The 21,012-nt window shown below is 69.4% G+C and carries 17 protein-coding genes; 9 read left to right on the top strand and 8 right to left on the bottom strand.

Annotation, left to right across the window (positions count from 1 at the left end; translation table 11 throughout):
- Nucleotides 1-39: 39 nt before the first annotated feature.
- The 4 genes from WAE60_RS22695 to WAE60_RS22680 form a co-directional block, all read right to left on the bottom strand.
- Nucleotides 40-1,362 carry an MFS transporter gene (locus WAE60_RS22695; RefSeq protein WP_337688983.1) on the bottom strand — a complete coding sequence of 441 codons (1,323 nt, stop codon included), beginning with the start codon at nucleotides 1,360-1,362 and terminating at the stop codon, nucleotides 40-42.
- Nucleotides 1,363-1,453: 91 nt separating this feature from the next.
- Entirely contained in the window at nucleotides 1,454-3,697 is a 2,244-nt protein-coding gene (locus WAE60_RS22690) for a TonB-dependent receptor (protein ID WP_337688981.1), read from the bottom strand.
- Nucleotides 3,698-3,897: 200 nt separating this feature from the next.
- Nucleotides 3,898-4,635 (bottom strand): TetR/AcrR family transcriptional regulator, encoded by a 738-nt coding sequence (locus WAE60_RS22685; RefSeq protein ID WP_029911073.1) that lies wholly within the window; start codon nucleotides 4,633-4,635, stop codon nucleotides 3,898-3,900.
- A gap of 77 nt (nucleotides 4,636-4,712) precedes the next feature.
- Nucleotides 4,713-5,270, bottom strand: a complete 558-nt coding sequence (locus tag WAE60_RS22680; RefSeq protein ID WP_337688980.1) for a DUF2306 domain-containing protein — start codon at nucleotides 5,268-5,270, stop codon at nucleotides 4,713-4,715.
- Between the two features lie 88 nt (nucleotides 5,271-5,358).
- On the opposite strand from WAE60_RS22680, the gene WAE60_RS22675 reads away from it, so the two are divergent.
- Nucleotides 5,359-6,150: a LytTR family DNA-binding domain-containing protein gene (locus tag WAE60_RS22675; protein ID WP_337688978.1), complete on the top strand. Its 792-nt coding sequence runs from the start codon at nucleotides 5,359-5,361 to the stop codon at nucleotides 6,148-6,150.
- 72 nt (nucleotides 6,151-6,222) lie between these two features.
- Here WAE60_RS22675 and WAE60_RS22670 read toward each other — a convergent pair whose 3' ends face one another.
- Both WAE60_RS22670 and polA read right to left on the bottom strand, forming a co-directional pair.
- The gene (locus WAE60_RS22670) at nucleotides 6,223-8,151 is read right to left on the bottom strand and encodes a methyl-accepting chemotaxis protein (RefSeq protein WP_337688977.1); all 1,929 of its coding nucleotides are present in this window, start codon (nucleotides 8,149-8,151) and stop codon (nucleotides 6,223-6,225) included.
- A 298-nt stretch (nucleotides 8,152-8,449) separates the two neighbouring features.
- Nucleotides 8,450-11,302, bottom strand: coding sequence for a DNA polymerase I (gene polA, locus WAE60_RS22665; protein ID WP_337688975.1), 2,853 nt, complete (start codon nucleotides 11,300-11,302; stop codon nucleotides 8,450-8,452).
- Between the two features lie 190 nt (nucleotides 11,303-11,492).
- Here polA and WAE60_RS22660 point away from each other — a divergent pair, with 190 nt between their 5' ends.
- Nucleotides 11,493-12,830, top strand: coding sequence for a TonB family protein (locus WAE60_RS22660; RefSeq protein WP_337688973.1), 1,338 nt, complete (start codon nucleotides 11,493-11,495; stop codon nucleotides 12,828-12,830).
- On the opposite strand, the gene WAE60_RS22655 is transcribed toward WAE60_RS22660, so the two are convergent.
- Entirely contained in the window at nucleotides 12,827-13,627 is an 801-nt protein-coding gene (locus tag WAE60_RS22655) for an isocitrate lyase/phosphoenolpyruvate mutase family protein (RefSeq protein WP_337688971.1), read from the bottom strand. The genes WAE60_RS22660 and WAE60_RS22655 overlap by 4 nt on opposite strands.
- A 284-nt stretch (nucleotides 13,628-13,911) precedes the next feature.
- Here WAE60_RS22655 and WAE60_RS22650 point away from each other — a divergent pair, with 284 nt between their 5' ends.
- From WAE60_RS22650 to rplS, 3 genes are all read left to right on the top strand, one after another.
- Nucleotides 13,912-14,106: a hypothetical protein gene (locus tag WAE60_RS22650; protein WP_029911052.1), complete on the top strand. Its 195-nt coding sequence runs from the start codon at nucleotides 13,912-13,914 to the stop codon at nucleotides 14,104-14,106.
- A gap of 66 nt (nucleotides 14,107-14,172) precedes the next feature.
- Nucleotides 14,173-14,910 carry a tRNA (guanosine(37)-N1)-methyltransferase TrmD gene (gene trmD, locus WAE60_RS22645; RefSeq protein WP_337688968.1) on the top strand — a complete coding sequence of 246 codons (738 nt, stop codon included), beginning with the start codon at nucleotides 14,173-14,175 and terminating at the stop codon, nucleotides 14,908-14,910.
- 3 nt (nucleotides 14,911-14,913) lie between these two features.
- Nucleotides 14,914-15,309: a 50S ribosomal protein L19 gene (gene rplS, locus WAE60_RS22640; RefSeq protein WP_029911047.1), complete on the top strand. Its 396-nt coding sequence runs from the start codon at nucleotides 14,914-14,916 to the stop codon at nucleotides 15,307-15,309.
- Between the two features lie 396 nt (nucleotides 15,310-15,705).
- Here rplS and WAE60_RS22635 read toward each other — a convergent pair whose 3' ends face one another.
- Entirely contained in the window at nucleotides 15,706-17,268 is a 1,563-nt protein-coding gene (locus WAE60_RS22635; RefSeq protein ID WP_337688966.1) for an MFS transporter, read from the bottom strand.
- A gap of 124 nt (nucleotides 17,269-17,392) precedes the next feature.
- On the opposite strand from WAE60_RS22635, the gene leuC reads away from it, so the two are divergent.
- From leuC to leuB, 4 genes are read left to right on the top strand one after another with little or no spacing between them, the layout of a single operon-like run.
- On the top strand, nucleotides 17,393-18,835 hold the full coding sequence (gene leuC, locus WAE60_RS22630) for a 3-isopropylmalate dehydratase large subunit (protein WP_337688964.1): 1,443 nt from the start codon (nucleotides 17,393-17,395) through the stop codon (nucleotides 18,833-18,835).
- The gene (gene leuD / locus WAE60_RS22625) at nucleotides 18,835-19,443 is read left to right on the top strand and encodes a 3-isopropylmalate dehydratase small subunit (protein WP_029911039.1); all 609 of its coding nucleotides are present in this window, start codon (nucleotides 18,835-18,837) and stop codon (nucleotides 19,441-19,443) included. Before leuC ends, leuD begins: the two co-directional genes overlap by 1 nt.
- A complete protein-coding gene (locus tag WAE60_RS22620) occupies nucleotides 19,443-19,757 on the top strand; it encodes a putative quinol monooxygenase (protein WP_029911035.1) in 315 nt (104 codons plus the stop codon). Before leuD ends, WAE60_RS22620 begins: the two co-directional genes overlap by 1 nt.
- Before the next feature lie 18 nt (nucleotides 19,758-19,775).
- A complete protein-coding gene (leuB, locus tag WAE60_RS22615; RefSeq protein ID WP_337688959.1) occupies nucleotides 19,776-20,828 on the top strand; it encodes a 3-isopropylmalate dehydrogenase in 1,053 nt (350 codons plus the stop codon).
- Nucleotides 20,829-21,012: the final 184 nt, after the last annotated feature.

The following is a 21,012-nucleotide window of genomic DNA, read 5'->3' as shown; positions in this document are numbered from 1 at the left end:
AACGGTGGCGTTTTCGCCGCTGCGCCCAAACGTCTCAGCCTAGTCGACCCAGTCCTTGGCCAGCCGTCGCGAGGCCAGGAAGAACAGCAGGGCCGCGACCAGGTAGAACCCCATGCCGGTATAGATCGACCAGCGCAGGGATTCAGCCCCGAACGTGGGCTTCAGCAGATCCGAGACCAGGCCGAAATAGTAGGTGCCGACCGCGATCCCCAAAAGGTTGTTGATCAGCAGGAACAGGGCGGAGGCCGTGGTGCGCATCGGGGCCGGGGCCAGGTGCTGGACGGCGGCGGTGATGGGTCCCAGCCAGGCCAGGTTCAGTCCGGTCGGGATCAGGAAGATCGCGAAGGCCAGGGCCAGGGCCGCGCTCCCGCCCATCCCGCCGACCAGCGACCCGCTGTTCATGGCCAGCAGGAAGCAGGGCACAGAGATCAGGAAGGCCACGGCCGGCGTCAGCGGATAGCCGGCCTTGGACTTCGCGCCCAGTCGATCGGCCACGGCGCCGCCCAGCCAGATGCCCAGCAGGCCGCCGAAGAAGGCGATGCCCGAATAGTACCAGGCCGTCTCGCGCAGGGTCAGGCCCAGGCTGCGCATGAAGAACGACGGCAGCCACAGGGCCACGCCGTAGCCGCAGACCGACGACGAGGCCGCGCCGAACGAGAGGAGCCAGAAGCTGGGCTTCTTCGCCAGCACCCCGACCACCTCGCCCAGCGGCGCGGCGGGGGCCTGGACGGTGGTGGTGTCGCCGGCCGCCATGTCGGCCCCGCCCCGACGCGGATCGCGCACGACGAAGCGGAAGACCGGGGCCAGGGCGACGCCGATGATCCCGACCACGATGAAGGCGGTGCGCCAGCCGAAGTGCACGGCCAGCAGGCCGCCCACCAGGGCACCGGCCGCCGTGCCCAGCGGGATGCCGAAGGCGTAGGCCGCCAGGGCCCGGGCCCGCTGCGACTTGGGGAAGTAGTCGGCGATCATCGAATAGGCTGGCGCCACCCCGCCCGCCTCGCCGATGCCCACGCCCATCCGGGCCAGGAACAGCTGGGAAAAGCCGCCGGCGAACCCGCAAAGGGCGGTGAATCCGCTCCACAGGGTCAGGGCGGCGGCCATGATCCACACGCGGCTGAAGCGGTCGGCCAGCCAGGCGATCGGAATAGCCAGGGTGGTGTAGAGCAGGGCGAAGGCCAGGCCGCTCATCAGGCCGAACTGGCCGTCGGTCAGGCCGAACTCCTCCTTGATCGGCTTGGCCAGGATCCCGAGGATCTGCCGGTCCAGGAAGTTGAGCGTGTAGACCAGGATCAGCATGGCCAGCACGACGTAGCGATAGCGCGAGCCGCCGGTGGAGGTCTGCTTCTGTGCGTCGCTCATCTGATCCCGCCGCGATTCGTGAGGTGGACAAAGAAACGGCGGCGGCCCGTTTCAGCAAGCCGCCGCCGGATAGTCGAGGTCGAGGGGAGACCTAGAACTTGGCGGCCACCGTCACGCTGTAGGTGCGCGGCGGGCCGTAGAAGGCGCTGACCGAGTTGGCGAAGACGCCCGTCGCGCCGTTGGGGAAGTTGTAGCCGCCGACGCGGTAGCGTTCGTCCGACAGGTTCTTGCCCTGCAGGATCACCTTCAGCCCGCCGTCCGGCGAGGCCCAGGTGATGTTGGCGTCGTACAGCCAGTAGGCCTTCTGATCCAGGACGCTGGGCGCCTCGAACATGCTGAAGTCGCCGCGATACGAAGCCATCGGCGTCACCGTCACGCTGCCGCGGTCGCCCAGGTCGGTGGTCCAGTTAAGGCCGACGTTGCCCACCCATTCCGGCGTGTTCTGGAACACGCGGGAGTCGGCGAAGTCACGCTTGACCGGCGGGACCTGGGTCAGGTCCAGGGCCAGGTATTCGTCGTACTTCGCCTTGACGTAGCCCAGCGAGAAGTTGGCGCTGAGAGCGTGGGTCAGGACGGCAACGCCTTCCAGTTCCAGGCCGTACATGTGCGACCTGCCGACGTTCATCACCTGGCTGGCGATCGACGCGCCGACCGGGGTCTGCAGGGTGACCTGCTGGTCCTTGTACTTGGAGTAGAAGATCGCCGAATTCAGGCTCAGGCGACGGTCGAAGAACGTGCCCTTCAGGCCGCCTTCGACGGTGTCGACCGTCTCGGGCTCGTAGCCGTTGACGGTGTCGGGGGTCAGGACGACGTCGCCGCGCATGTCGAAGCCGCCGGACTTGAAGCCCTGGCTGTAGGAGACATAGCCCGTCCGCTCTTCGTCGAACTTGTAGCGCAGGCTGACGCGCGGGGTGAACTTCTCGAAGTCCTTGGAATTGGTGAAGTTCGAGCGCAACAGGCCCGGCACGGCGACGCTGTTGCCGAACAGGGGGCTGCGGATGCCGGTGAAGTTCTGGCGATAGACGTGACCGGTCTTGTCGTCCTTGGTGTAGCGGCCGCCCACCGACAGCGAGAGCTTCTCGGTCAGGTCGTAGCTGACGTCGGCGAAGGCCGCCCAGCTCTCGGTGTCGACCCAGCCCGAGGTCGCGGTGGTGGTGTTGGCCTGCGAGACCACGGTGTCGAAGGCCCCGGCCGCCGTGGCGCTCATGTAGTAGACGCCGGCCACGCCCTGCATGCGGTCCGACGAATAGACCAGCTGGAATTCCTGGCTGAACTGATGGTCGTTGTAGTGGGCCGGCACGTCGAGATAGGCGCCGGGCAGTTCGTCGAAGTCGATGGTGCCGTTGGTCGAGCCGCTGCGATAGGCGCTGATCGACTTGAAGGTCAGGGCGTCGTTGAGGGTCCATTCGCCCAGCAGCGACACGCCCTTGGTGATGACCTGGTTGTAGTCGCCCGAACCGGCGTTGGTGTCATAGACGTCCGCCGGCGGGCTGCCGCCGGGGATCAGCGCGCCGCCGAAGGCGATGGCGGGCGTTTCGCGGTGGCCGTGGCGGGGGTTGGAGTTGTCCTTCAGGTAGTCGCCCGACAGGCGGAAGAACAGCTGGTCGGTCGGCGTGAACTCCAGGGTCGCGCGGCTGGACAGGACGTCCTTGTCGTAGTGCTCGGCGCCGGTGTTGAGGTTCTTGCCATAGCCGTCGTGGTCGTACTTGGCGAAGGCCAGCGACAGGCCCAGCTGGTCGCTCAGCTTGCCCTTCACCGAGGCGATCTCGTTGTGTTCGTTGTACGAGCCAATCGTGCCCTTGATGTTGAACTCCGGCTCGCCGGTGATCTTGCGGGTCACGTACTTGATGGCGCCGCCGATGGTGTTGCGGCCGTAGAGCGTGCCCTGCGGGCCGCGCAGCACTTCGATGCGGTCGACGTCGTAGACGTCCAGCACCGCGCCTTGCGGACGGGCGATGTAGACGTCGTCGACATAGAGGCCCACGCCCGGCTCGAAGCCCCACAGCGGGTCCTGCTGGCCGACGCCGCGGATGAAGGCGATCACGGTCGAGTTCGAGCCGCGGGCGATCTGCAGGGTCAGGTTGGGGGTGGTCTGCTGCAGGGTGGTGATGTCGCCGGCGCCGATGCGCTCCAGCTTCTCGGCGCCGTAGGCCGAGACGGCCACCGGCACGTCCTTGAGGGCCTCCTCGCGGCGGCGGGCGGTGACAATCAATTCCTCGACCATCGGCGCGGCGTTGGCGCCGGGCGCCGGCGCGGCCTCCTGGGCGATGGCGGTCACGGCCGTCGCCGACCAGGCGGCGCCCGCCATCAAGGCGAGCTTGAGCATCGTCTTCATTGGGTTTCCCCTCCCCTTATGCGTTCCGTCCCGTGCCGGACAGCCCCGTTCAACGGACGCGTTTCCCGGCTTTCGCGAATTCATCGGCCCGCGAATTGGATAACACTGTCACCCAGACGGAAGCTTTGCGCCAGCCTTTTTTCACCAAGTGATGAAATGAAGGTCTGACGACTGGTCAGCCTACTGACAAGATTGGGGAATCAGCCCTGCGGAGCGCGGGCGATCACCGCCTCGAAGCCGGCGGCGCAATAGGCGAAGAGGCGCGCGCGCACCGCTCCCAGGTCGCTGGAATGGCACTCGCCGCCCGACAGGGAGTCGATGCGTCCGGTCTCGGACAAGGCCAGCATCATCGAGCCGGTCAGGAACTGGTAGCTCCAGTAGAGGTCGCGGTCCTGGGCGTCCGGACGGACCACCTTCAGGGTGTCGACCAGGCGGTGGACGACGGGGTCGAAGAACCGCGCCATGGTCTCGCCGCCCCAGGCCGGGGTGTTGTTCACCTGGGCCACCAGGGCGAAGTAGCTCTTCCACCCCTGGCCGCCGTCCTGGGAGATGCGCAGCAGGGGTTCGATGAAGGCCTCGATCACCCCTTCGACGGTCATGGTCCCGGGGTGGCTCTTCTCGTAGGCGTCCATCGACAGGACGCGGGCGCTGTTGAGGATCTCGGCCCGGCGCAGGAACACCGAGTCGAACAGCTCGCGCTTGGCGCCGAAATAGTAGTGGATCAGGGCGGTGTCGACGCCGGCCTCGGCGGCGACCTGGCGGATGGTCACCCCGTGGAAGCCGTGGCGCGCGAACAGGCCCTCGGCGGCGTCGAGGATGGTCTCCTTCAGGTCCCGCCCCGTGGCCTTGGACGGACGTCCCCGCCCCGCCGGCTTGGCCCCCGTCGCTGACTTCGGGGCGGCCGGCTGGACGCGAGGGGCTCGAACTTGCGACGTCATCTTCCGTGGTCCGCGCGTTGCTTGACCGTTCGTAGGCCTCCCGGCGCGGCCCTGGCAAGCGCGACGCGTTCCCGGGGTCAGCCGAACACCACCTGCCACATCAACCGGCCGGGCATGAAGGCGAAGGCCCCGGCGATCAGCAGGCCGCCGACGAACAGGCCCGTCATCGTCCGGCCGTGCAGGCGGACATTGTGCTTGCGGGCGGCGAACACGCCCATCGGCAGCGCGATCAGGGTCCAGCCGGCGAACAGGTGCAGGAAGCTGAAGCTCCCGGCGTTGGCGCGGTGGATGAACAGCGACGAGATCGCCGCCGTCGCCATGGCGACCACCCAGATCCAGCCCAGGGTGCGGTGGACGGTCGTCCCCTTCAGGCCCAGCATCAGGACGATCCCGATCGCCAGGGCGGTGGAGACCGCCGCCACGTGGACCTTGATCTGGACCGACGCCGCCGCCAGCGGCCCCAGGTCCGGCGCATGCAGGTGGCCCTTCAGGTGCAGGAAGCCCGCCAGCACGGCGGCGGGTCCGCGGCCCTGGGCGGCGCCCACGGCCAGGATCAGGGCCACGGTGACCGCCACCCCGATGAGCAGGGTGCGCAGAAAGCGGCGTGGACCGATTGACAGGCTGGCGTCGGACATCTTGTTTCTCCCCGAAGCGATCGCGCCGGAGCTGGGGCGATCGGGTCGGGTCCGGCTTAGGATCGACGGCGGCAGGGGTCATCCGAAGGTGCGTGAGAAAGCGTCGGCAGTTCGTGAACGGCGGGCGCCCGCCATTGGCGAAGCGCCAACGACCACCGTCCTGAAGAGCTATCTGCGGCCGCTGGTGGTGGCGGTGATCGCCGGCGCCTTCCTGGCCCTGATCGGCGCCCTGGGCACGGGCGACTCCCCGCTGGTCTCGCGCCTGGTCTACTGGATCGGCCTGTCGAGCCTGGGCGCGGTGCTGGGCACCACCGTGGCCCTGACGGTCGACCGGCTGTGGCCGGGGCTGGACTCCACCTGGTGGCGGGCCCTGGCGATCGTGGCGGTGCTGACGCCGCTGTTCACGGTCCTGGTCTGGGTGGCCGGCGGCCGGACGCCGCTGACGCTCCAGATCGCGGCGACCTATTTCGGGATCACCCTGGTGATGACCGCCGGCATGACCGCCCTGATGACTCTGGCCACCCGTCCGACGATCCAGACCCACGCCGCCCCGCCCGAGGCTCCGCCGCCGCGCTTCCTCGAGCGCCTGCCGCCGCGCCTGCGCGGAAGCGAGATCTACGCCGTCGAGGCCGAGGACCACTATCTGCGCCTGCACACCTCCAAGGGCCAGGACCTGATCCTACTGCGGCTGTGCGACGCCGTGGCCGAGCTGGAGGGGATCGAGGGCGCCCAGACCCACCGCTCCTGGTGGGTGGCCAAGGCGGCGGTGCGCGACGCCAGGCGCGGCGACGGCCGCGCCACCCTGACCCTGACCAGCGGCGTCGAGGCCCCGGTCAGCCGGGCGTATGCGCGGATGCTGCGCGAGGCGGGCTGGTACTAGGCCAAAAGAAAAAGGCTCCCCGGGGGACAAATCCAGGGAGCCTCTCCTATCCGATCGACGAGGGGACCTCGATCAGAACTCTTCCCAGTCCTCGACCTTGGTGGCGAGGGCGGTGTTCCCGCGCGAGACCGGCGCCGAGGCGCGGCCCGGGCGGACGGCGGTGGCGGGACGGGCCGGGGCGCTGGAACGGGCGGGCGCGGCCATGGCCGCGGCGCCCAGCTTGAAGCGGCCGACCAGGGCCGAGAGCTCGCCCGCCTCGCCCTTCAGCGAGTGGGTGGCGGCGGTGGCTTCCTCGACCATGGCGGCGTTCTGCTGGACGACCTGGTCCATCTGGTTCACGGCGCTGTTGACCTGGTTCAGGCCCGTGGCCTGTTCGGTGGCCGAGGCCGAGATCTCGGTGACCAGGGTGTCGATGGCGGCCACCTGGTCGACGATGCGCTGCAGGGCCTCGCCGGTCTGGCCGACCAGGCTGACGCCGGCCTCGACCTGCTGGGTCGAGGTGGAGATCAGGGTCTTGATCTCCTTGGCGGCCTCGGCCGAGCGCTGGGCCAGGGCCCGGACTTCCTGGGCGACCACCGCGAAGCCCTTGCCCGCGTCGCCGGCCCGGGCCGCCTCGACGCCGGCGTTCAGAGCCAGCAGGTTGGTCTGGAAGGCGATCTCGTCGATCACGCCGATGATCTGGCTGACCTGGTTGGACGAGGCCTCGATCTCGGTCATGGCGCTGACCGCCTGGCTGACGATCTGGCCGGACTTCTCGGCGTCGCCGCGGGCGGCGGCGACCACCGACGAGGCCTCCTTGGCGCCGGCGGCGGTCTTGCGGACCGTGGCGGTGATCTCGTCCAGGGCGGCGGCGGTCTCCTCCAGCGAGGCGGCCTGCTGCTCGGTGCGGCGCGACAGGTCGTCCGAGGCCGAGGCGATCTCGTCAGAGCCGCTGTTGACGCCGCCGGTGGCGACCGAGATGGCCTGCATCGCCTCCTGCATGCGCTGGGCGGCGGCGTTGAAGTTGGACTTCAGGCTCTCGGCCTTGGGCGAGAACGGGATGGTGATGCGGTGGGTCAGGTCGCCGCCGGCCAGGCGGTCCAGGGCTTCGTTCAGGGCGCCGATATTGACCGCGTCGCTGCGCTCGACCTCGGCCTTCTCGTCGGCCACGGCGGCGCGCTCGGCCTCGGTGGCGGCGCGCTGATCGGCGGCGGCGCCCTCCAGGCGGATCTTCTCCAGCGCGGCCTGCTTGAAGGTCTCGACGGCGGCGGCCATCTGGCCGATCTCGTCCTTGCGGCCGGCGGCGGGGATGACCACGCCGTTGTCGCCCGAGGCCAGGCGGCGCATGGCGGCGGTCATGGCCGCCACCGGACCGGCGATGCCGCCGGTCAGCAGCAGGCCGCCCGCCACGGCCATGGCGATGGTGACGCCGATGCCGATGACCAGGGCCAGGGTGGTCTCCAGCGAGGCCTTCTTCTGGGCGGCGGCCTCGGTGGCCAGCACGGCCTCGGCGTCCTTGGTGATGTCCTCGATGGCGTTCTCGACCGGCTCGACGGCCTTGTCGGCGACGCCGTCGTGCTTGACCAGCTCGACCGCCTGCGGACGGGTCAGCGGGTCGCGGCCCAGGCTCTCGCCCGGCTCGATGGCCTGGGTGCGGTAGTTGGCGTAGGCGGCCTCGACGGCGGCCACGCGGGTCAGGTCGGCCTGGTCGCCGTCGGCCAGCTTGCGCAGGTCGCCCAGGGCGGCCAGGAACTTCGGCTTGTGGGCCTCCTCCAGGCGCTTGACGTAGTATTCGTCGCCCGACAGCAGGAAGCCGCGCAGCGAGTTCTCCTGGCGGGTCAGGCGGAAGGCGGCGGTGTCGGCGGCCCGCAGGGACTCGTAGGCCCGTTCGGTGCGCGCGACCGAGCCCTCATATTCCATCTGGTTGATGAAGAGCGTGACGCCCATCGCCACGATCGTGGTGAGCATTACGGCGAACACAGCCAGCAGCTTGTGCGGAATTTTCAGGTCGCCGAAGTTCATAGCCACGCTCCATTGAGGTCGCGACGCAAAACTTCATGGACCACGGGTATTTAGCAGCAGCCTTGAAGCACGCGTCACTCGACCCATCACTGGAGCGCCAAGGTTTCCACGACATTAACTGTACTGTGGCGCAACGTCGCAGCTACATATTCTATTCCTCGATAATAACTGCGTTCACCGAAATAACTCTTATCCAAGATTGTATCCGCCAAAGGACGCGGAGCCGCTCTTGGCGGAAAACCACCTCAAGTGGCGCGCGGGCGTCCGACGAAAAATCTCGCCGGACGCGCGACTTTTCCTAGTGGGCCTCGTCCCAGTTGGCCGCGGCCCGGGCCTCGACCGTCAACGGCACCGAGATGGCCACCGCCGGTTCGGCCGCGCCCTGCATGATCTCGCGCGCCACCGCGATGGTGGCCTCGGCTTCGGCTTCCGGGGCCTCGAAGACCAGTTCGTCGTGAACCTGCAGCAGCATCTTGCTGGACAGCCCCGCCGCCTTCAGCGCGCCCGGCATGCGCACCATGGCCCGGCGCATGACGTCGGCGGCCGCGCCCTGGATCGGGGCGTTGATCGCCGCCCGCTCGGCGAACTGCCGGTGGGCCACCGACTTGCCGCCGATGTCGGGGATGTTGATCTTGCGGCCGAAGATGGTGGTGACGTAGCCGTGCTCGCGCACGAAGGCCTTGGTCGCCTCCATATAGGCCTGGATGCCCGGGAAGCGCTCGAAATAGGTCTTGATGTAGGCTCCGGCCTCGCCCTGCGGGATCGACAGCTGGTTGGCCAGGCCGAACGCGCTTATGCCGTAGACGATGCCGAAATTGATGGCCTTGGCCCGGCGGCGCACTTCCGAGGGCATGCCCTCGATCGGCACGTTGAACATCTCCGACGCGGTCATGGCGTGGATGTCCAGCCCCTCCTGGAAGGCCGTCTTCAGCTGCGGGATGTCGCCGATGTGGGCCAGCAGGCGCAGCTCGATCTGGCTGTAGTCGGCGCTGATCAGCACCTTGCCCGGCGCGGCCACGAAGGCCTTGCGGATCTTGCGGCCCTCCTCGGTGCGGATCGGGATGTTCTGCAGGTTGGGGTCGGACGACGACAGGCGGCCCGTCGTGGTCGCCGCCAGGGCGTAGGAGGTGTGGATGCGGTTGGCCCCGCCCGGCGCGATCGCGGCGATCAGGTTCTCGGTGTAGGTGCCCTTCAGCTTGGACAGCTGGCGCCAGTCCAGCAGCACGCGCGGCAACTCGTGCTCGTTGGCCAGGGCTTCCAGCACGTCGCTGTCGGTGGACCACTGGCCGGTGGCGGTCTTCTTGCCGCCCTTCAGCTGCATCTCGCCGAACAGCACGTCGCCGATCTGCTTGGGGCTGCCCAGGTTGAACGGCCGGCCGACCAGCTCCTGGGCCTTGGCCTCGAACTCGGCCATGCGCATCGAGAACTCGTTCGAGAGCCGGCGCAGGGTGTCGGGATCGACGCGGACGCCCTCGTTCTCCATGGCCGCCAGCACCGCCGGCAGCGGACGCTCCAGGGTCTCGTAGACCGTCAGCAGGCCCTCGGCGGCCAGGCGGGGCTTGAGCACATTGTAGAGCCGCAGGGTGACGTCGGCGTCCTCGGCGGCGTAGGCCGTCGCCTCGTTCAGACCCACGTGCTTGAAGCTGATCTGCGCCTTGCCCGTGCCGGCCACCTGCTTGAACGGGATCGGCTTGTGGCCCAGCCACAGCTCCGACAGCTCGTCCATGCCGTGGCCGTGCAGGCCCGCCTCCAGCACGTAGCTGATCAGCATGGTGTCCTCGATCGGACCCACCTCGATCCCGTGGCGGGCCAGGACGGCAATGTCGTACTTGGCGTTCTGGGCCACCTTCAGCACCGCCGGGTCTTCCAGCAGCGGCTTCAGCGCGGCGATCGCTTCCTCGAGCGGGATCTGTACGAGATCCGCCGCGGCCTCCAGGGCCAGGCCGTCCTTCTCGCAGTGGCCGACCGGGATGTAGCAGGCCTCGCCGGGCGCGATCGCCAGCGACACGCCGCACAGGCCGGCAGTGGCCGAGGACAGGGCGTCGGTCTCGGTGTCGAACGCCACGATCCCCTTGGCCGCGGCCTTGGCGACCCAGGCGTTCAGCGTCTCGATGTCCTGGATGCGGACATAGGCCGTGGTGTCGATCATGGCCGGGTCGGCCACCGGATTGGCCGCCGCCCGGGCGGCGGCGCCCATGTAGGACACGCCCAGCACCGGCGCGGTCGGGGTGCTGACCGGACGGTCCAAGGTGCGCGGCGCGGCCGCGGCGTTGCCGTCGCCGACCCGGCGGGCCAGGGAGCGGAACTCCATCAGCTCCAGGAAGTCGGCCAGCACGGCCTTGTCGGGCTCGCGCACCACCAGGTCGTCGATCGGCTCGGGCAGCGGGGTGTCGCAGTCCAGCTTGACCAGCTGGCGCGACAGCCGGATCTGGTCGGCGAACTCGATCAGGGTCTCGCGGCGCTTGGGCTGCTTGATCTCGCCGGCCCGGGCCAGCAGCGTGTCGAGGTCGCCGTATTCGTTGATCAGCTGGGCGGCGGTCTTGATGCCGATGCCCGGCGCGCCCGGCACGTTGTCGACGCTGTCGCCGCACAGCGACTGCACGTCGACCACCCGCTCGGGATAGACGCCGAACTTCTCGAACACCTGCTCGCGGTCGATGCGCACGCCCTTCATCGGGTCGAACATCGAGACGCCCTCGCCGACCAGCTGCATCAGGTCCTTGTCGGACGAGACGATCACCGCCTCGCCGCCCAGGTCGCGGGCCTTGCAGGCATAGGCGGCGATCAGGTCGTCGGCCTCGTAGCCGGGCAGCTCGATGGCCGGCACGCCGAACGCGCGGGTGGCCTCGCGCACCAGCGGGAACTGCGGGATCAGGTCCTCGGGCGGCGGCGGGCGATGGGCCTTGTACTTGTCGTAGAGCTGGTTGCGGAACGTCTTCTCGGAGTGGTCCCAGATCACCGCCAGGTGGGTGGGCGCATCGCCCTGCATGTCGCGCATCAGCTTCCACAGCATGTTGCAGAAGCCCTGGACGGCGCCCACCGGCAGGCCGTCGCTCTTGCGCGTCAGCGGCGGCAGGGCGTGGTAGGCGCGGAACAGATAGGCCGAGCCGTCGACCAGGAACAGCCGCACGGCGGGGCCGTCCTGGGTCATGGGACGGTCTGCTTCCGGAGCAGCGGAGGAATCGGGCGCGAGGGTGTCGGTCATGGCCGGGAAGATAGGCGGTCAGGGGCGAAGCGGAAACACCTCAGGCGGTCGCGCCATGCTGGCGCTTGTCATCAAGGGCGCCTATGCTCGCCCCTAGGCTGCATGTGTTGCGGCCCGTACGCGTATCGGGGGGATTATGAGCGTGAGACTTCTGGCGGCCCTGGCCGCGACGGCCTTGGCGGTCGCGACGCCTTCGGTCGGGCTGACGGCGGACGAGACCCTGGCCCAGCCGATCTTCGACCAGCGCGCCAAGCCTCAGGACGTCGCCGAGGCCTATCCCAAGGCCGCCTTCGCCGAAAAGGTTTCCGGCGACGTCGATCTGGATTGCACCGCCGATGCGAGCGGCCGGCTGTCCGACTGCAAGGTGACCAGCGAGGAGCCCGCCGGCAGAGGCTTCGGCGCGGCGGCCCTCGCCCTGTCGGCCAAGGAGCGGGTCAAGGCCAAGGACGCCGCCGGCGTTCCCATCGCCGGGCGGCGGTTCGAGCGGACCTACAGCTTCCTGGCCCCCGGCGACTCCAACGCCGACTGGATGGCCAAGCCCACCGCCGCCCAGCTGCTGGGGGTCTATCCCGTCGCGGCGCGCCGCAAGCCGCCCGCCAACGCCCGGGCGACGATCGCGTGCAAGGTCAATGTGGAGGGCTTCCTCCGCGACTGCAAAGTCGTGCAGCAGGTACCGGAGAACATGGGCTTCGGCGCGGCCGCCCTCCAGCTGTCCTCGCTGTTCCGCATGAAGCCCAAGATCCGCAACGGCAAGCCCAAGGAAACCGAGGTCACCATCCCGGTCGTCTGGTCGGGGTTCGAGAACATGCCCCAGCCCGCGGGGCCGGCCAACACCCTGGTGCTGGACCCGCCGTGGGCGAGCACGCCTTCCAGCGCCCAGGTGCGCGCAGCCTGGCCGGCCGACGCCAAGGGCGCCACGACCGGTCAGGTGGTCCTGCGCTGCGACCTGAACAAGACCGGCGGCCTCACCTCCTGCGAGGTGCATTCGGAGCTCCCGGCCGGCAAGGGCTTCGGCAAGGCGGCCCGCTCGCTGGCCCCCGCCTTCAAGGTCTCCTTCCAGCCGGACCAAGTGAAGACCCTGGGCGACTACACCGTCGATGTGCCGTTCCACTTCCGCGATCCGACGGGCCCCGACAACCGCAAGATCACCGCGCCCAAATGGATCCGCACCCTGACGCCCGAGGGGATGGCCCTGGTCTATCCCCAGGCCGCGATGAAGGCCGGGGTCAACACCGGACTGGGCGTGGTCGCCTGCGTCGTCGACACCCAGGGCGCGCTGACGGATTGCCAGGTCCGGCGCGAGGAGCCCGCCGGCCTGGACTTCGGCGCGGCGGCCATGGAGGCGGTCAAGCTGATGACCATGAATCCGTGGAGCAAGGAAGGCGAGCCGCTGGACGGCCTGCCCATCGTCCTGCCGATCCGCTTCAACTGGCAGCCCGACCCCGCGCCGCCGCCTGTGGCCGCCAAGCCCTAGCCGAAGCGGGCGTTCAGGTCGGGCAGCCCCTGGCTCGACGCCGCGTAGCCGGTGGTGTCGCCGTCGGCCAGATAGGTCCGGGTCGCGGCCAGCATCGCGCCGTAGGCCGCGCGGAACGGGCCGGTGGCCGAGCTGAGGCGACGCACGCCCAGTTCCGCCAGGCGCTCGGCCGACGGCATGCCCGGGCGGCCCATGGCGTTGACCGGCAGGGCGATCCCGGCGGCCAGCTGGGCCAGCAGGTCCTCCTCGACCGGCATCGGCACGAAGATGCCGCTGGCCCCGGCGTCCTTGTAGAGGGCCGCGCGGCGCAGGGTCTCGGCCAGGGCCGCCTCGCCCTCCGCGAGGTTGGCCAGATAGACGTCGGTGCGGGCGTTGATGAACAGGTCCACCCCCGCGCCCTGGGCGGCGGCGCGGGCGGCGGCGACCTTGCGGGCGTGCAGGTCCGGATCGCGGCGGCCGTCCTCCAGGTTGATCCCCACCGCCCCGGCCCCGACCACGGCCTTGACGGTCTCGGACAGCTCGGCGAGGTCGTCGGTGTAGCCGCCCTCGATGTCGGCGGTCAGCGGGACCTTGATGACCCGGGCGGCGCCGGCGATCACGTCGATCAGGGTCGCGACCGGCAGGGCGTCGCCGTCGGCGTAGCCGCGGCCCCAGGCCACGGCGGCGCTGGAGGTGGCCACGGCCTTGGCCCCGGCGTCCTCCATCAGGGCGGCGCTGGCCGCGTCCCAGGCGTTGGGCAGGACCAGCACGTCCGGTCCGGCGTGCAGGGCGTGGAACTGGTCGGCGGTCGTGGTCATGGCGGCGGCTCCGATGGCTCTGGCGGGCGGAGTATCGAGCAATCCAGCCCTAGTCGTCTCGCGGAAATCGGACCTTGATGACCCGCTGCTGACAGCCCCGTGGCGACAGGCGCCCGCTGGCGGGGCGGACGCCGAAATATGGCCGACGCGTCGTAATGCCGCCTTGGCGAAGTCCCATTGGCTGGCCTAGAGGCAAGAGGTTCGCCAGGGCCGCAAAAAACGGGAACCTCCCCCTCTCCCGGGCTTTGGTTTGGACGACCCGAAACACAGGAAGACCCTGGCCCATGGTTTCATGGAAGAAGATCCGCGTCGGTACGGCGCTTTTCGCCGCCACCCTGACCACCGCCGGCGTGCTGGCCGTGGCTCCCGTGCACCACGTCGCGCCGACCGCCGGCCCGACCAGCGAGCCGGTGAAGCTGACTCCTCCCCTGATGCCCGCCGAGGCCGGCAAACCCCTGCCGAAAACCATCCTGACCTAAGGAGAGGGCGAGGCCCGTTCTCCGGGCCCTCTCGTTTTCGGAGCATTTGGGCGCTATGGAGCGCCCATGCCGTTCACCGCCACCGTCCTGACCATGTTCCCCGAGGCCTTTCCCGGCCCGCTCGGCGTCTCGCTGATCGGTACGGCGTGGAAGGAGCAGGACCTGTGGCGATTGGAAACACTGGACATTCGGGGGTTTTCCAAGGATAAGCGCGGCTTCCTCGACGACACCCCCGCGGGTGGAGGCGTGGGAGCCGTACTCAAAGCGGACGTCATCGCCGCCGCGCTGGACAGCGTGGACCTCGGCGGGCGGCCGCTTTTGTACATGAGCGCCCGGGGTCGGCCCCTGACCCAGGCGCGCGTCAAGGAATGGGCCAAGGCGCCGGGCGTCATCGTCCTGTGCGGCCGTTTCGAGGGGGTGGACCAGCGGGTGCTCGACGCCCGGGGGTTCGAGGAGGTCTCGGTCGGAGACGCTGTTCTTGCCGGTGGCGAGGCAGCGGCGATGGTCGTGATCGAGGCGTGCGTTCGATTGGCTCCAGGGGTTCTGGGCAATTTCGAGAGCACGCAGGAAGAGAGCTTCGAGGACGGCCTCCTCGAGCATCCGCAGTACACGCGACCGCGGACGTTCGAAGGCTTGGACATCCCCGAGGTGCTGCTGTCGGGCGACCACAAGAAGGTGGCCCAGTGGCGGCGCAGTATGCGTGAAGAGACCACCCGCGAGCGGCGTCCAGACCTCTGGGAAGCGCATCTCGCCAATCAACAGGCAAAAGGCGACCCGAAAACGGGTAAGCCCAAAGGAGACTAGACCATGGCTAAGAACATCATCGCCGAACTCGAGCAGGAAGAAGCCGCCCGTCTGCTGGCGGCCCGCGCGATCCCGGACTTCGAGCCCGGCGACACCCTGCGCGTCAACGTGCGCATCAAGGAAGGCGAGCGCGAGCGCGTCCAGGCCTACGAGGGCGTCTGCATCGCCCGCGCCGGCGGCGGCGTGCACGAGAGCTTCACCGTCCGCAAGATTTCGTTCGGCGAAGGCGTGGAGCGTCTGTTCCCGCTGCTGTCGCCGAGCATCGAAAGCATCGAAGTCAAGCGTCGCGGCGTCGTCCGTCGCGCCAAGCTGTACTACCTGCGCGACCGTCGCGGTAAGTCGGCCCGCATCGCCGAGCGTTCGAACGTCCGCAAGGTGGAAGCCGCCGACGCCGAATAAGGCTCGCGATCTTCGAGACGAACGAGGCCCCGGCGGAGACGCCGGGGCCTTTTTCTTTGGCCGTTTTCGAGCGCCGTTTTCCCTGACCGCCCAAGGGATTCTACGGCTAAGCTATTGCGCAACCATACGAATATATTGACAAAACGCCGTTCTTTGGTGTTTGGTAAACGCACCCCCACCGCTTTGCGACGGGCTTATAGACCGCCCCCTTGCTAGGGAGTGGCCCTCTTCGGAAACGGCGTCATGGCCACCGAAGGAAATGCGATATGAGGGCGCGCCGAAAACAGATGGCGCGCCCTCTTTGCGTCTGGAATCCGGGGACATGCCCTCGCGGCGTGTCCCCATCGGCATCCACCGAGCCAGGACCTTGGGACACGCCGCGAGGGCATGTCCCCGTCACCTGACCGTCACGCGGCGTTGAGGCGGCCGCCGCTTGGGCGCGGGCGTCGCCTGCCGGGCGTCGCGGCGATCGCGCATCCGCTGCAGCCGCTTGCGCACCCGCTCGTCGCGCAGCACGGCGGCCGGCACGTCGGTCAGCATCCGCAGGCCCGCGATCGGCGAGACGTTGCGCACGTCGCGCCGGGCCTGGGCCAGCACCTCGCCCACCATGACCCGGCTGTCGATCTCGCCCGCCTCCTTGACCATGGCCAGACGGTGCAGGGCGTAGAGGCCCAGGATCGCGGCGATCAGGAAATAGAAGTCCCAGTTCGACACCCGCAGCGGCATCAGGGTCAGCACGTCGCCGGGACTGGTCCAGCGGACCAGGATCTCCAGCCGGCGGGCCGCGAAGAAGTCGGCGAACACACCGCCCAGCAGCGGCGCCAGGCCCGCCGCCGCCGAGCTGATCAGGGCGTTGGCGGCGATATAGGCCGTGGCCGAGCCGCGCGGCGACAGCTTCAGGGCGATGTTGCCCGACGACAGGGTCACCCCGGCCGTCGCCAGGCCCATCAGGGCGTGCAGGCCCACCAGATAGGCCATCACCCAGAACCGGTCCTGGATCTGCGAGGCCCCGACCATGGCCGCGATGCAGGCGATGAACAGCGGGGCGGCGACGGCCAGCACCGACTTGTTGGCGAAGCGGTCCGACAGCAGGCCCCACGAGCGCAGGGCCAGGACGTTGGTCGCCTGGCTGACCACGCTGAGCACCACCACGAAGGTGACCGACAGGCCCAGCTGCTTGACGAAGAACACCGTGAAGAACGGCGTGGCCAGGTTCACCGCGAACTGCCAGCTGGCCAGGAAGGCGATCAGCCGCCGGAAGTTCACGTCCTTCAGCGGCGCGCGCAGCAGGGGCAGCAGCTTCACCCGCTCGGCCGGGGCGGGCATCTGCGGCTCGGGCGTCAGGGCCAGCTCGCGGCAGCTGAGCAGGCCCGCCAGGAAGGCCGCGCCGTAGAGGCCGGCGAACAGGAAGGGCCGCAGGACCGAGCCCTCCGGCGCGCGGTCCAGGGCCACGGCGGCGGCGAGGCTGGCGACCAGGCCGACGAGGGTGGCGTTGATCGTCCGCTTGGCGAAGATCTGGCCCATCCGCTGCTCGGGCGCCAGGTCGCGCACCCAGGCGTTCCAGGCGCAGCCGCCGAAGGTGGCGATCCCGCAGTAGAAGACCTGGGCCGCCACCAGCCCCGCCAGGGCCAGCTTGCCGCCGCCGGTCAGGGCCAGCAGCGCCATGCCGACCAGGGCGCAGCGGCTGATCAGGCTCGCCAGCACCGAGATCCGCTTGCGGGTCCGCAGCCCCTCGACCATCAGCACGCCGGGCAGTTGCAGCAGCTGGACCCAGAAGGTGATCGCCGCCAGCAGGCCGATGGTGGTGTTGGACGCGCCCAGCTGCAGGGCGAAGGCGGTCAGGATGACGCCGCTGGTCACCGCCGTGACGGCGTTGGACCAGCCCGCCTCCCGGACCAGATGTCGCAGGCCGCGCTCGCGGTCCTCGTCGCTCAGGCTGGGCGTAGGGGCAAGAAACATGCGCAGCAAGGCCTCTGCATAGCTCCGCCGAGGCAAGTTTCACTTGGCTTGCCGCCGCCGGGCGTGAATTTTGGCGTTTCCTCGCTTTACGCGCCCGTCCTCAGGGCCTAGATGCCCGGGTATCATGACCCGCGCACCGAAGACCCTCTACGACAAGATCTGGGACGCTCACGTCGTCAACGAACAGGACGGCGAAGCGATCCTCTATATCGACCTGCACCTCATCCACGAGGTGACCACGCCGCAGGCCTTCGCCGGCCTTCGCGCGGCCGGCCGCAAGGTGCGCCGGCCCGACCGCACGCTCGCCGTGGCCGACCACAACATCCCGACCGAGGGCCAGGCCAAGGGCGTCGACGCCGTGGCCGACGACGAGGCGCGCCTGCAGCTCAAGACCCTGGCCCGCAACGTCGAGGACAACGGCATCGAGTTCTTCCCGATGGGCGACATCCGCAACGGGATCGTCCACGTGGTCGGCCCCGAGCAGGGCCGCACCCAGCCGGGCATGACCATCGTCTGCGGCGACAGCCACACCTCCACCCACGGCGCCTTCGGGGCCCTGGCCCACGGCATCGGCACGTCCGAGGTCGAGCACGTCCTGGCCACCCAGACCCTGCGCCAGGAGAAGGCCAGGAACATGCTGGTCCGCGTCGACGGCCAGCTGGGCCCCGGCGTCACGGCCAAGGACGTGGCCCTGGCCGTGATCGGCGAGATCGGCACGGCCGGCGGCACCGGCTACGTCATCGAGTTCGCCGGCCCGGTGGTCCGCGACCTGTCGATGGAAGGCCGCATGACCCTGTGCAACCTGACCATCGAGGGCGGCGCCAAGGCCGGCCTGGTGGCGCCGGACGACAAGACCTTCGCCTACATCCAGGGCAAGCCCTCCGCGCCGAAGGGCGCGGCCTGGGACATGGCCCTGGCCTACTGGAAGGGCTTCGTCAGCGACGAGGACGCCAAGTTCGACCGCACCGTGGTCATCGACGGCTCGGCCCTGGTCCCGATGGTCACCTGGGGCACCAGCCCCGAGGACGTCATCCCGGTGACCGGCAACGTGCCCGACCCGGAAAGCTTCGCCACCCCGGACAAGCGCGCCGCCGCCCACCGGGCCCTCGACTACATGGGCCTGAAGGCCGGCCAGCCGATCAGCGAAGCCCGCATCGACCGCGTCTTCATCGGCTCGTGCACCAACAGCCGCATCGAGGACATGCGCGCCGCCGCCGCCGTGGTGCAGGAGGCCTTCCTGCACGGCCGCCTGGTGGCCGACCACGTCAAGGCCATGGTCGTGCCGGGCTCGGGCCTGGTGAAGGAACAGGCCGAGGCCGAGGGGCTGGACGCCATCTTCAAGGCCGCCGGCTTCGACTGGCGCGAACCGGGCTGCTCGATGTGCCTGGCCATGAACCCCGACAAGCTGGCCCCGCAGGAGCGCTGCGCCTCGACCAGCAACCGCAACTTCGAAGGCCGCCAGGGCCGCGCCGGCCGCACCCACCTGGTCTCGCCGGCCATGGCGGCGGCGGCGGCGATCGCGGGTCACCTGACCGACGTGCGGGCCCTGTTCGAGGAGACGAACTGATGCAGGCCTTCACGCGCCTCGACGGTCGCGCCGCCCCCCTGTCGCTGGCCAATATCGACACCGACCAGATCATCCCCAAGCAGTTCCTCAAGACCGTGGAGCGCGAGGGGCTGGCCAAGGGCCTGTTCTACGACTTCCGCTTCGACGGCGACGGGAACGAGATCGCCGACTTCGTGCTGAACCGGCCGGAGTACAAGGGCTCGTCCGTGCTGATCGCCGGCGACAACTTCGGCTGCGGCAGCTCGCGCGAGCACGCGCCCTGGGCGCTGATGGACTTCGGGATCCTGTGCGTGATCTCGACCAGCTTCGCCGACATCTTCAACAACAACTGCTTCAACAACGGCCTGCTGCCGGTGGTGCTGAAGCCCGAGGAAGTCGCCCAGCTGATGGACGAGGCCAAGGGCGGCAACCACATGGTCAGCGTCGACCTGGCGGCGCAGACCGTGGTCTCGCCCTCGGGCAAGAGCTTCCATTTCGACATCGATCCCGTCCGCAAGGACAAGATGCTCAAGGGCCTGGACGCCATCGGCGAGACCCTGCAGCACGCGACCGACATCGACCTGTTCGAGAGCAAGCGGGCGCTGGACCGGCCCTGGCTGGAAGCCTGATGCCCAAGTCCGGCACGATCATCCTGGCCGGCACGATCCGCGTCGCGCCCGAGCGCCTGGTCGAGCTGCGCCCGCACCTGAAGGCCCAGGTCGAGGGCAGCCGGGCCGAGCCCGGGTGCCTGGACTACGCCCTGACCGAGGACCCGCTCGATCCGGGCCTGATCCGGGTCTACGAACACTTCGTCGACGAGGCGGCCCTGGCCTTCCACCGCGCCGCCCCGCACATGGCCGCCTGGCGCGCCTGCTGGCCCGAACTGGGCGTGGGCGAGCGCCGCATGTCGTCGTTCGACGTCTCAGACTACCGCGAAATCTGATCTAGAGAGCCTTCCACCATGTCCACGCTCCTGCTCCTGCCCGGCGACGGGATCGGCCCCGAGGTCTGCGCCCAGGTGCGCCGGGTGGCCGCCGTCCTCACGCCCGACCTGAACGTCGAGGAGCGGATCTATGGCGGCGCCAGCTACGACGCCCACGGCACGCCGCTGACCGACGAGGTCCGCGACGCGGCCCTGGCCAGCGACGCGGTGCTGATGGGCGCGGTCGGCGGTCCGCAGTGGGCGAACGCTCCCCGCCACCTGCGCCCGGAAGCCGGCCTGCTGAACCTGCGCAAGGCCATGGACGTCTACGCCAACCTGCGCCCGGCCTACTGCTTCGAGGCCCTGGCCGGCGCGTCCAGCCTGAAGACCGAGCTGGTCTCGGGCCTGGACGTGATGTTCGTGCGCGAACTGGTCGGCGGCGTCTATTTCGGCCAGCCGCGCGGCGTCGAGACCCTGCCGGACGGCCAGAAGCGCGGCTTCGACACCGCCGTCTACACCACCAGCGAGATCGAGCGCGTCGGCCGGGTGGCCTTCGAGCTGGCCCGCGGCCGCACCAACAAGGTCCACTCGGCCGAGAAGTCGAACGTCATGGAGTCGGGCCTGCTGTGGAAGCAGGTGATCACCGAGCTGCACGCCCGCGAATATCCCGACGTCCAGCTGGAGCACATCCTGGCCGACAACTGCGCCATGCAGCTGGTCCGCGCGCCCAAGCAGTTCGACGTGATCGTGACCGACAACCTGTTCGGCGACATCCTGTCGGACGCGGCGGCCATGCTGACCGGCTCGCTGGGCATGCTGCCCTCGGCGGCGATCGGCGACCCGGACAAGCCGGGCCTCTACGAGCCGATCCACGGCTCGGCCCCCGACATCGCCGGCAAGGGCGTGGCCAACCCCCTGGCCGCCATCCTGTCGTTCGAGATGGCCCTGCGCTGGTCGCTCAAGCGCCCCGAGGCCGCCGACGTCCTGCTGGCGGCGGTCAAGGCGGCCCTGGACGGCGGGGCCCGCACCCGCGACCTGGGCGGCGAGCTATCGACGGCCCAGATGGGCGATGCGGTGCTGGCCAAGCTCTAGCGGCGAACACTTGCCCCCTACGGACCGCTACGCGGTCGTCTTCCCCCACAGGGGGAAGAGCCCTGCCGCCGACGACGCGCTTTAGGCTCCGCCCCCTATGGGGCGAACAGACCGCGTAGCGGTCAGGTGGGGGCAAGTGCGAGCCTTCACGAACCGAGCAAGCGCCCCTACCCTCCTCCCAACG

The sequence above is a fragment of the Caulobacter sp. CCG-8 genome (assembly GCF_037402475.1).
Classification (GTDB): domain Bacteria; phylum Pseudomonadota; class Alphaproteobacteria; order Caulobacterales; family Caulobacteraceae; genus Caulobacter.
Note: the sequence above shows the minus strand (reverse complement) of the source record. Positions and strands in the feature narration are given on the sequence as shown.

Coding starts and splice junctions, on each gene's coding strand:
- WAE60_RS22695 (WP_337688983.1), bottom strand. CDS start 1,362: ATGAGCGACGCACAGAAGCAGACCTCCACCGGCGGCTCGCGCTATCGC.
- WAE60_RS22690 (WP_337688981.1), bottom strand. CDS start 3,697: ATGAAGACGATGCTCAAGCTCGCCTTGATGGCGGGCGCCGCCTGGTCG.
- WAE60_RS22685 (WP_029911073.1), bottom strand. CDS start 4,635: ATGACGTCGCAAGTTCGAGCCCCTCGCGTCCAGCCGGCCGCCCCGAAG.
- WAE60_RS22680 (WP_337688980.1), bottom strand. CDS start 5,270: ATGTCCGACGCCAGCCTGTCAATCGGTCCACGCCGCTTTCTGCGCACC.
- WAE60_RS22670 (WP_337688977.1), bottom strand. CDS start 8,151: ATGAACTTCGGCGACCTGAAAATTCCGCACAAGCTGCTGGCTGTGTTC.
- polA (WP_337688975.1), bottom strand. CDS start 11,302: ATGACCCAGGACGGCCCCGCCGTGCGGCTGTTCCTGGTCGACGGCTCG.
- WAE60_RS22660 (WP_337688973.1), top strand. CDS start 11,493: ATGAGCGTGAGACTTCTGGCGGCCCTGGCCGCGACGGCCTTGGCGGTC.
- WAE60_RS22655 (WP_337688971.1), bottom strand. CDS start 13,627: ATGACCACGACCGCCGACCAGTTCCACGCCCTGCACGCCGGACCGGAC.
- WAE60_RS22650 (WP_029911052.1), top strand. CDS start 13,912: ATGGTTTCATGGAAGAAGATCCGCGTCGGTACGGCGCTTTTCGCCGCC.
- trmD (WP_337688968.1), top strand. CDS start 14,173: ATGCCGTTCACCGCCACCGTCCTGACCATGTTCCCCGAGGCCTTTCCC.
- rplS (WP_029911047.1), top strand. CDS start 14,914: ATGGCTAAGAACATCATCGCCGAACTCGAGCAGGAAGAAGCCGCCCGT.
- WAE60_RS22635 (WP_337688966.1), bottom strand. CDS start 17,268: ATGTTTCTTGCCCCTACGCCCAGCCTGAGCGACGAGGACCGCGAGCGC.
- leuC (WP_337688964.1), top strand. CDS start 17,393: ATGACCCGCGCACCGAAGACCCTCTACGACAAGATCTGGGACGCTCAC.
- leuD (WP_029911039.1), top strand. CDS start 18,835: ATGCAGGCCTTCACGCGCCTCGACGGTCGCGCCGCCCCCCTGTCGCTG.
- WAE60_RS22620 (WP_029911035.1), top strand. CDS start 19,443: ATGCCCAAGTCCGGCACGATCATCCTGGCCGGCACGATCCGCGTCGCG.
- leuB (WP_337688959.1), top strand. CDS start 19,776: ATGTCCACGCTCCTGCTCCTGCCCGGCGACGGGATCGGCCCCGAGGTC.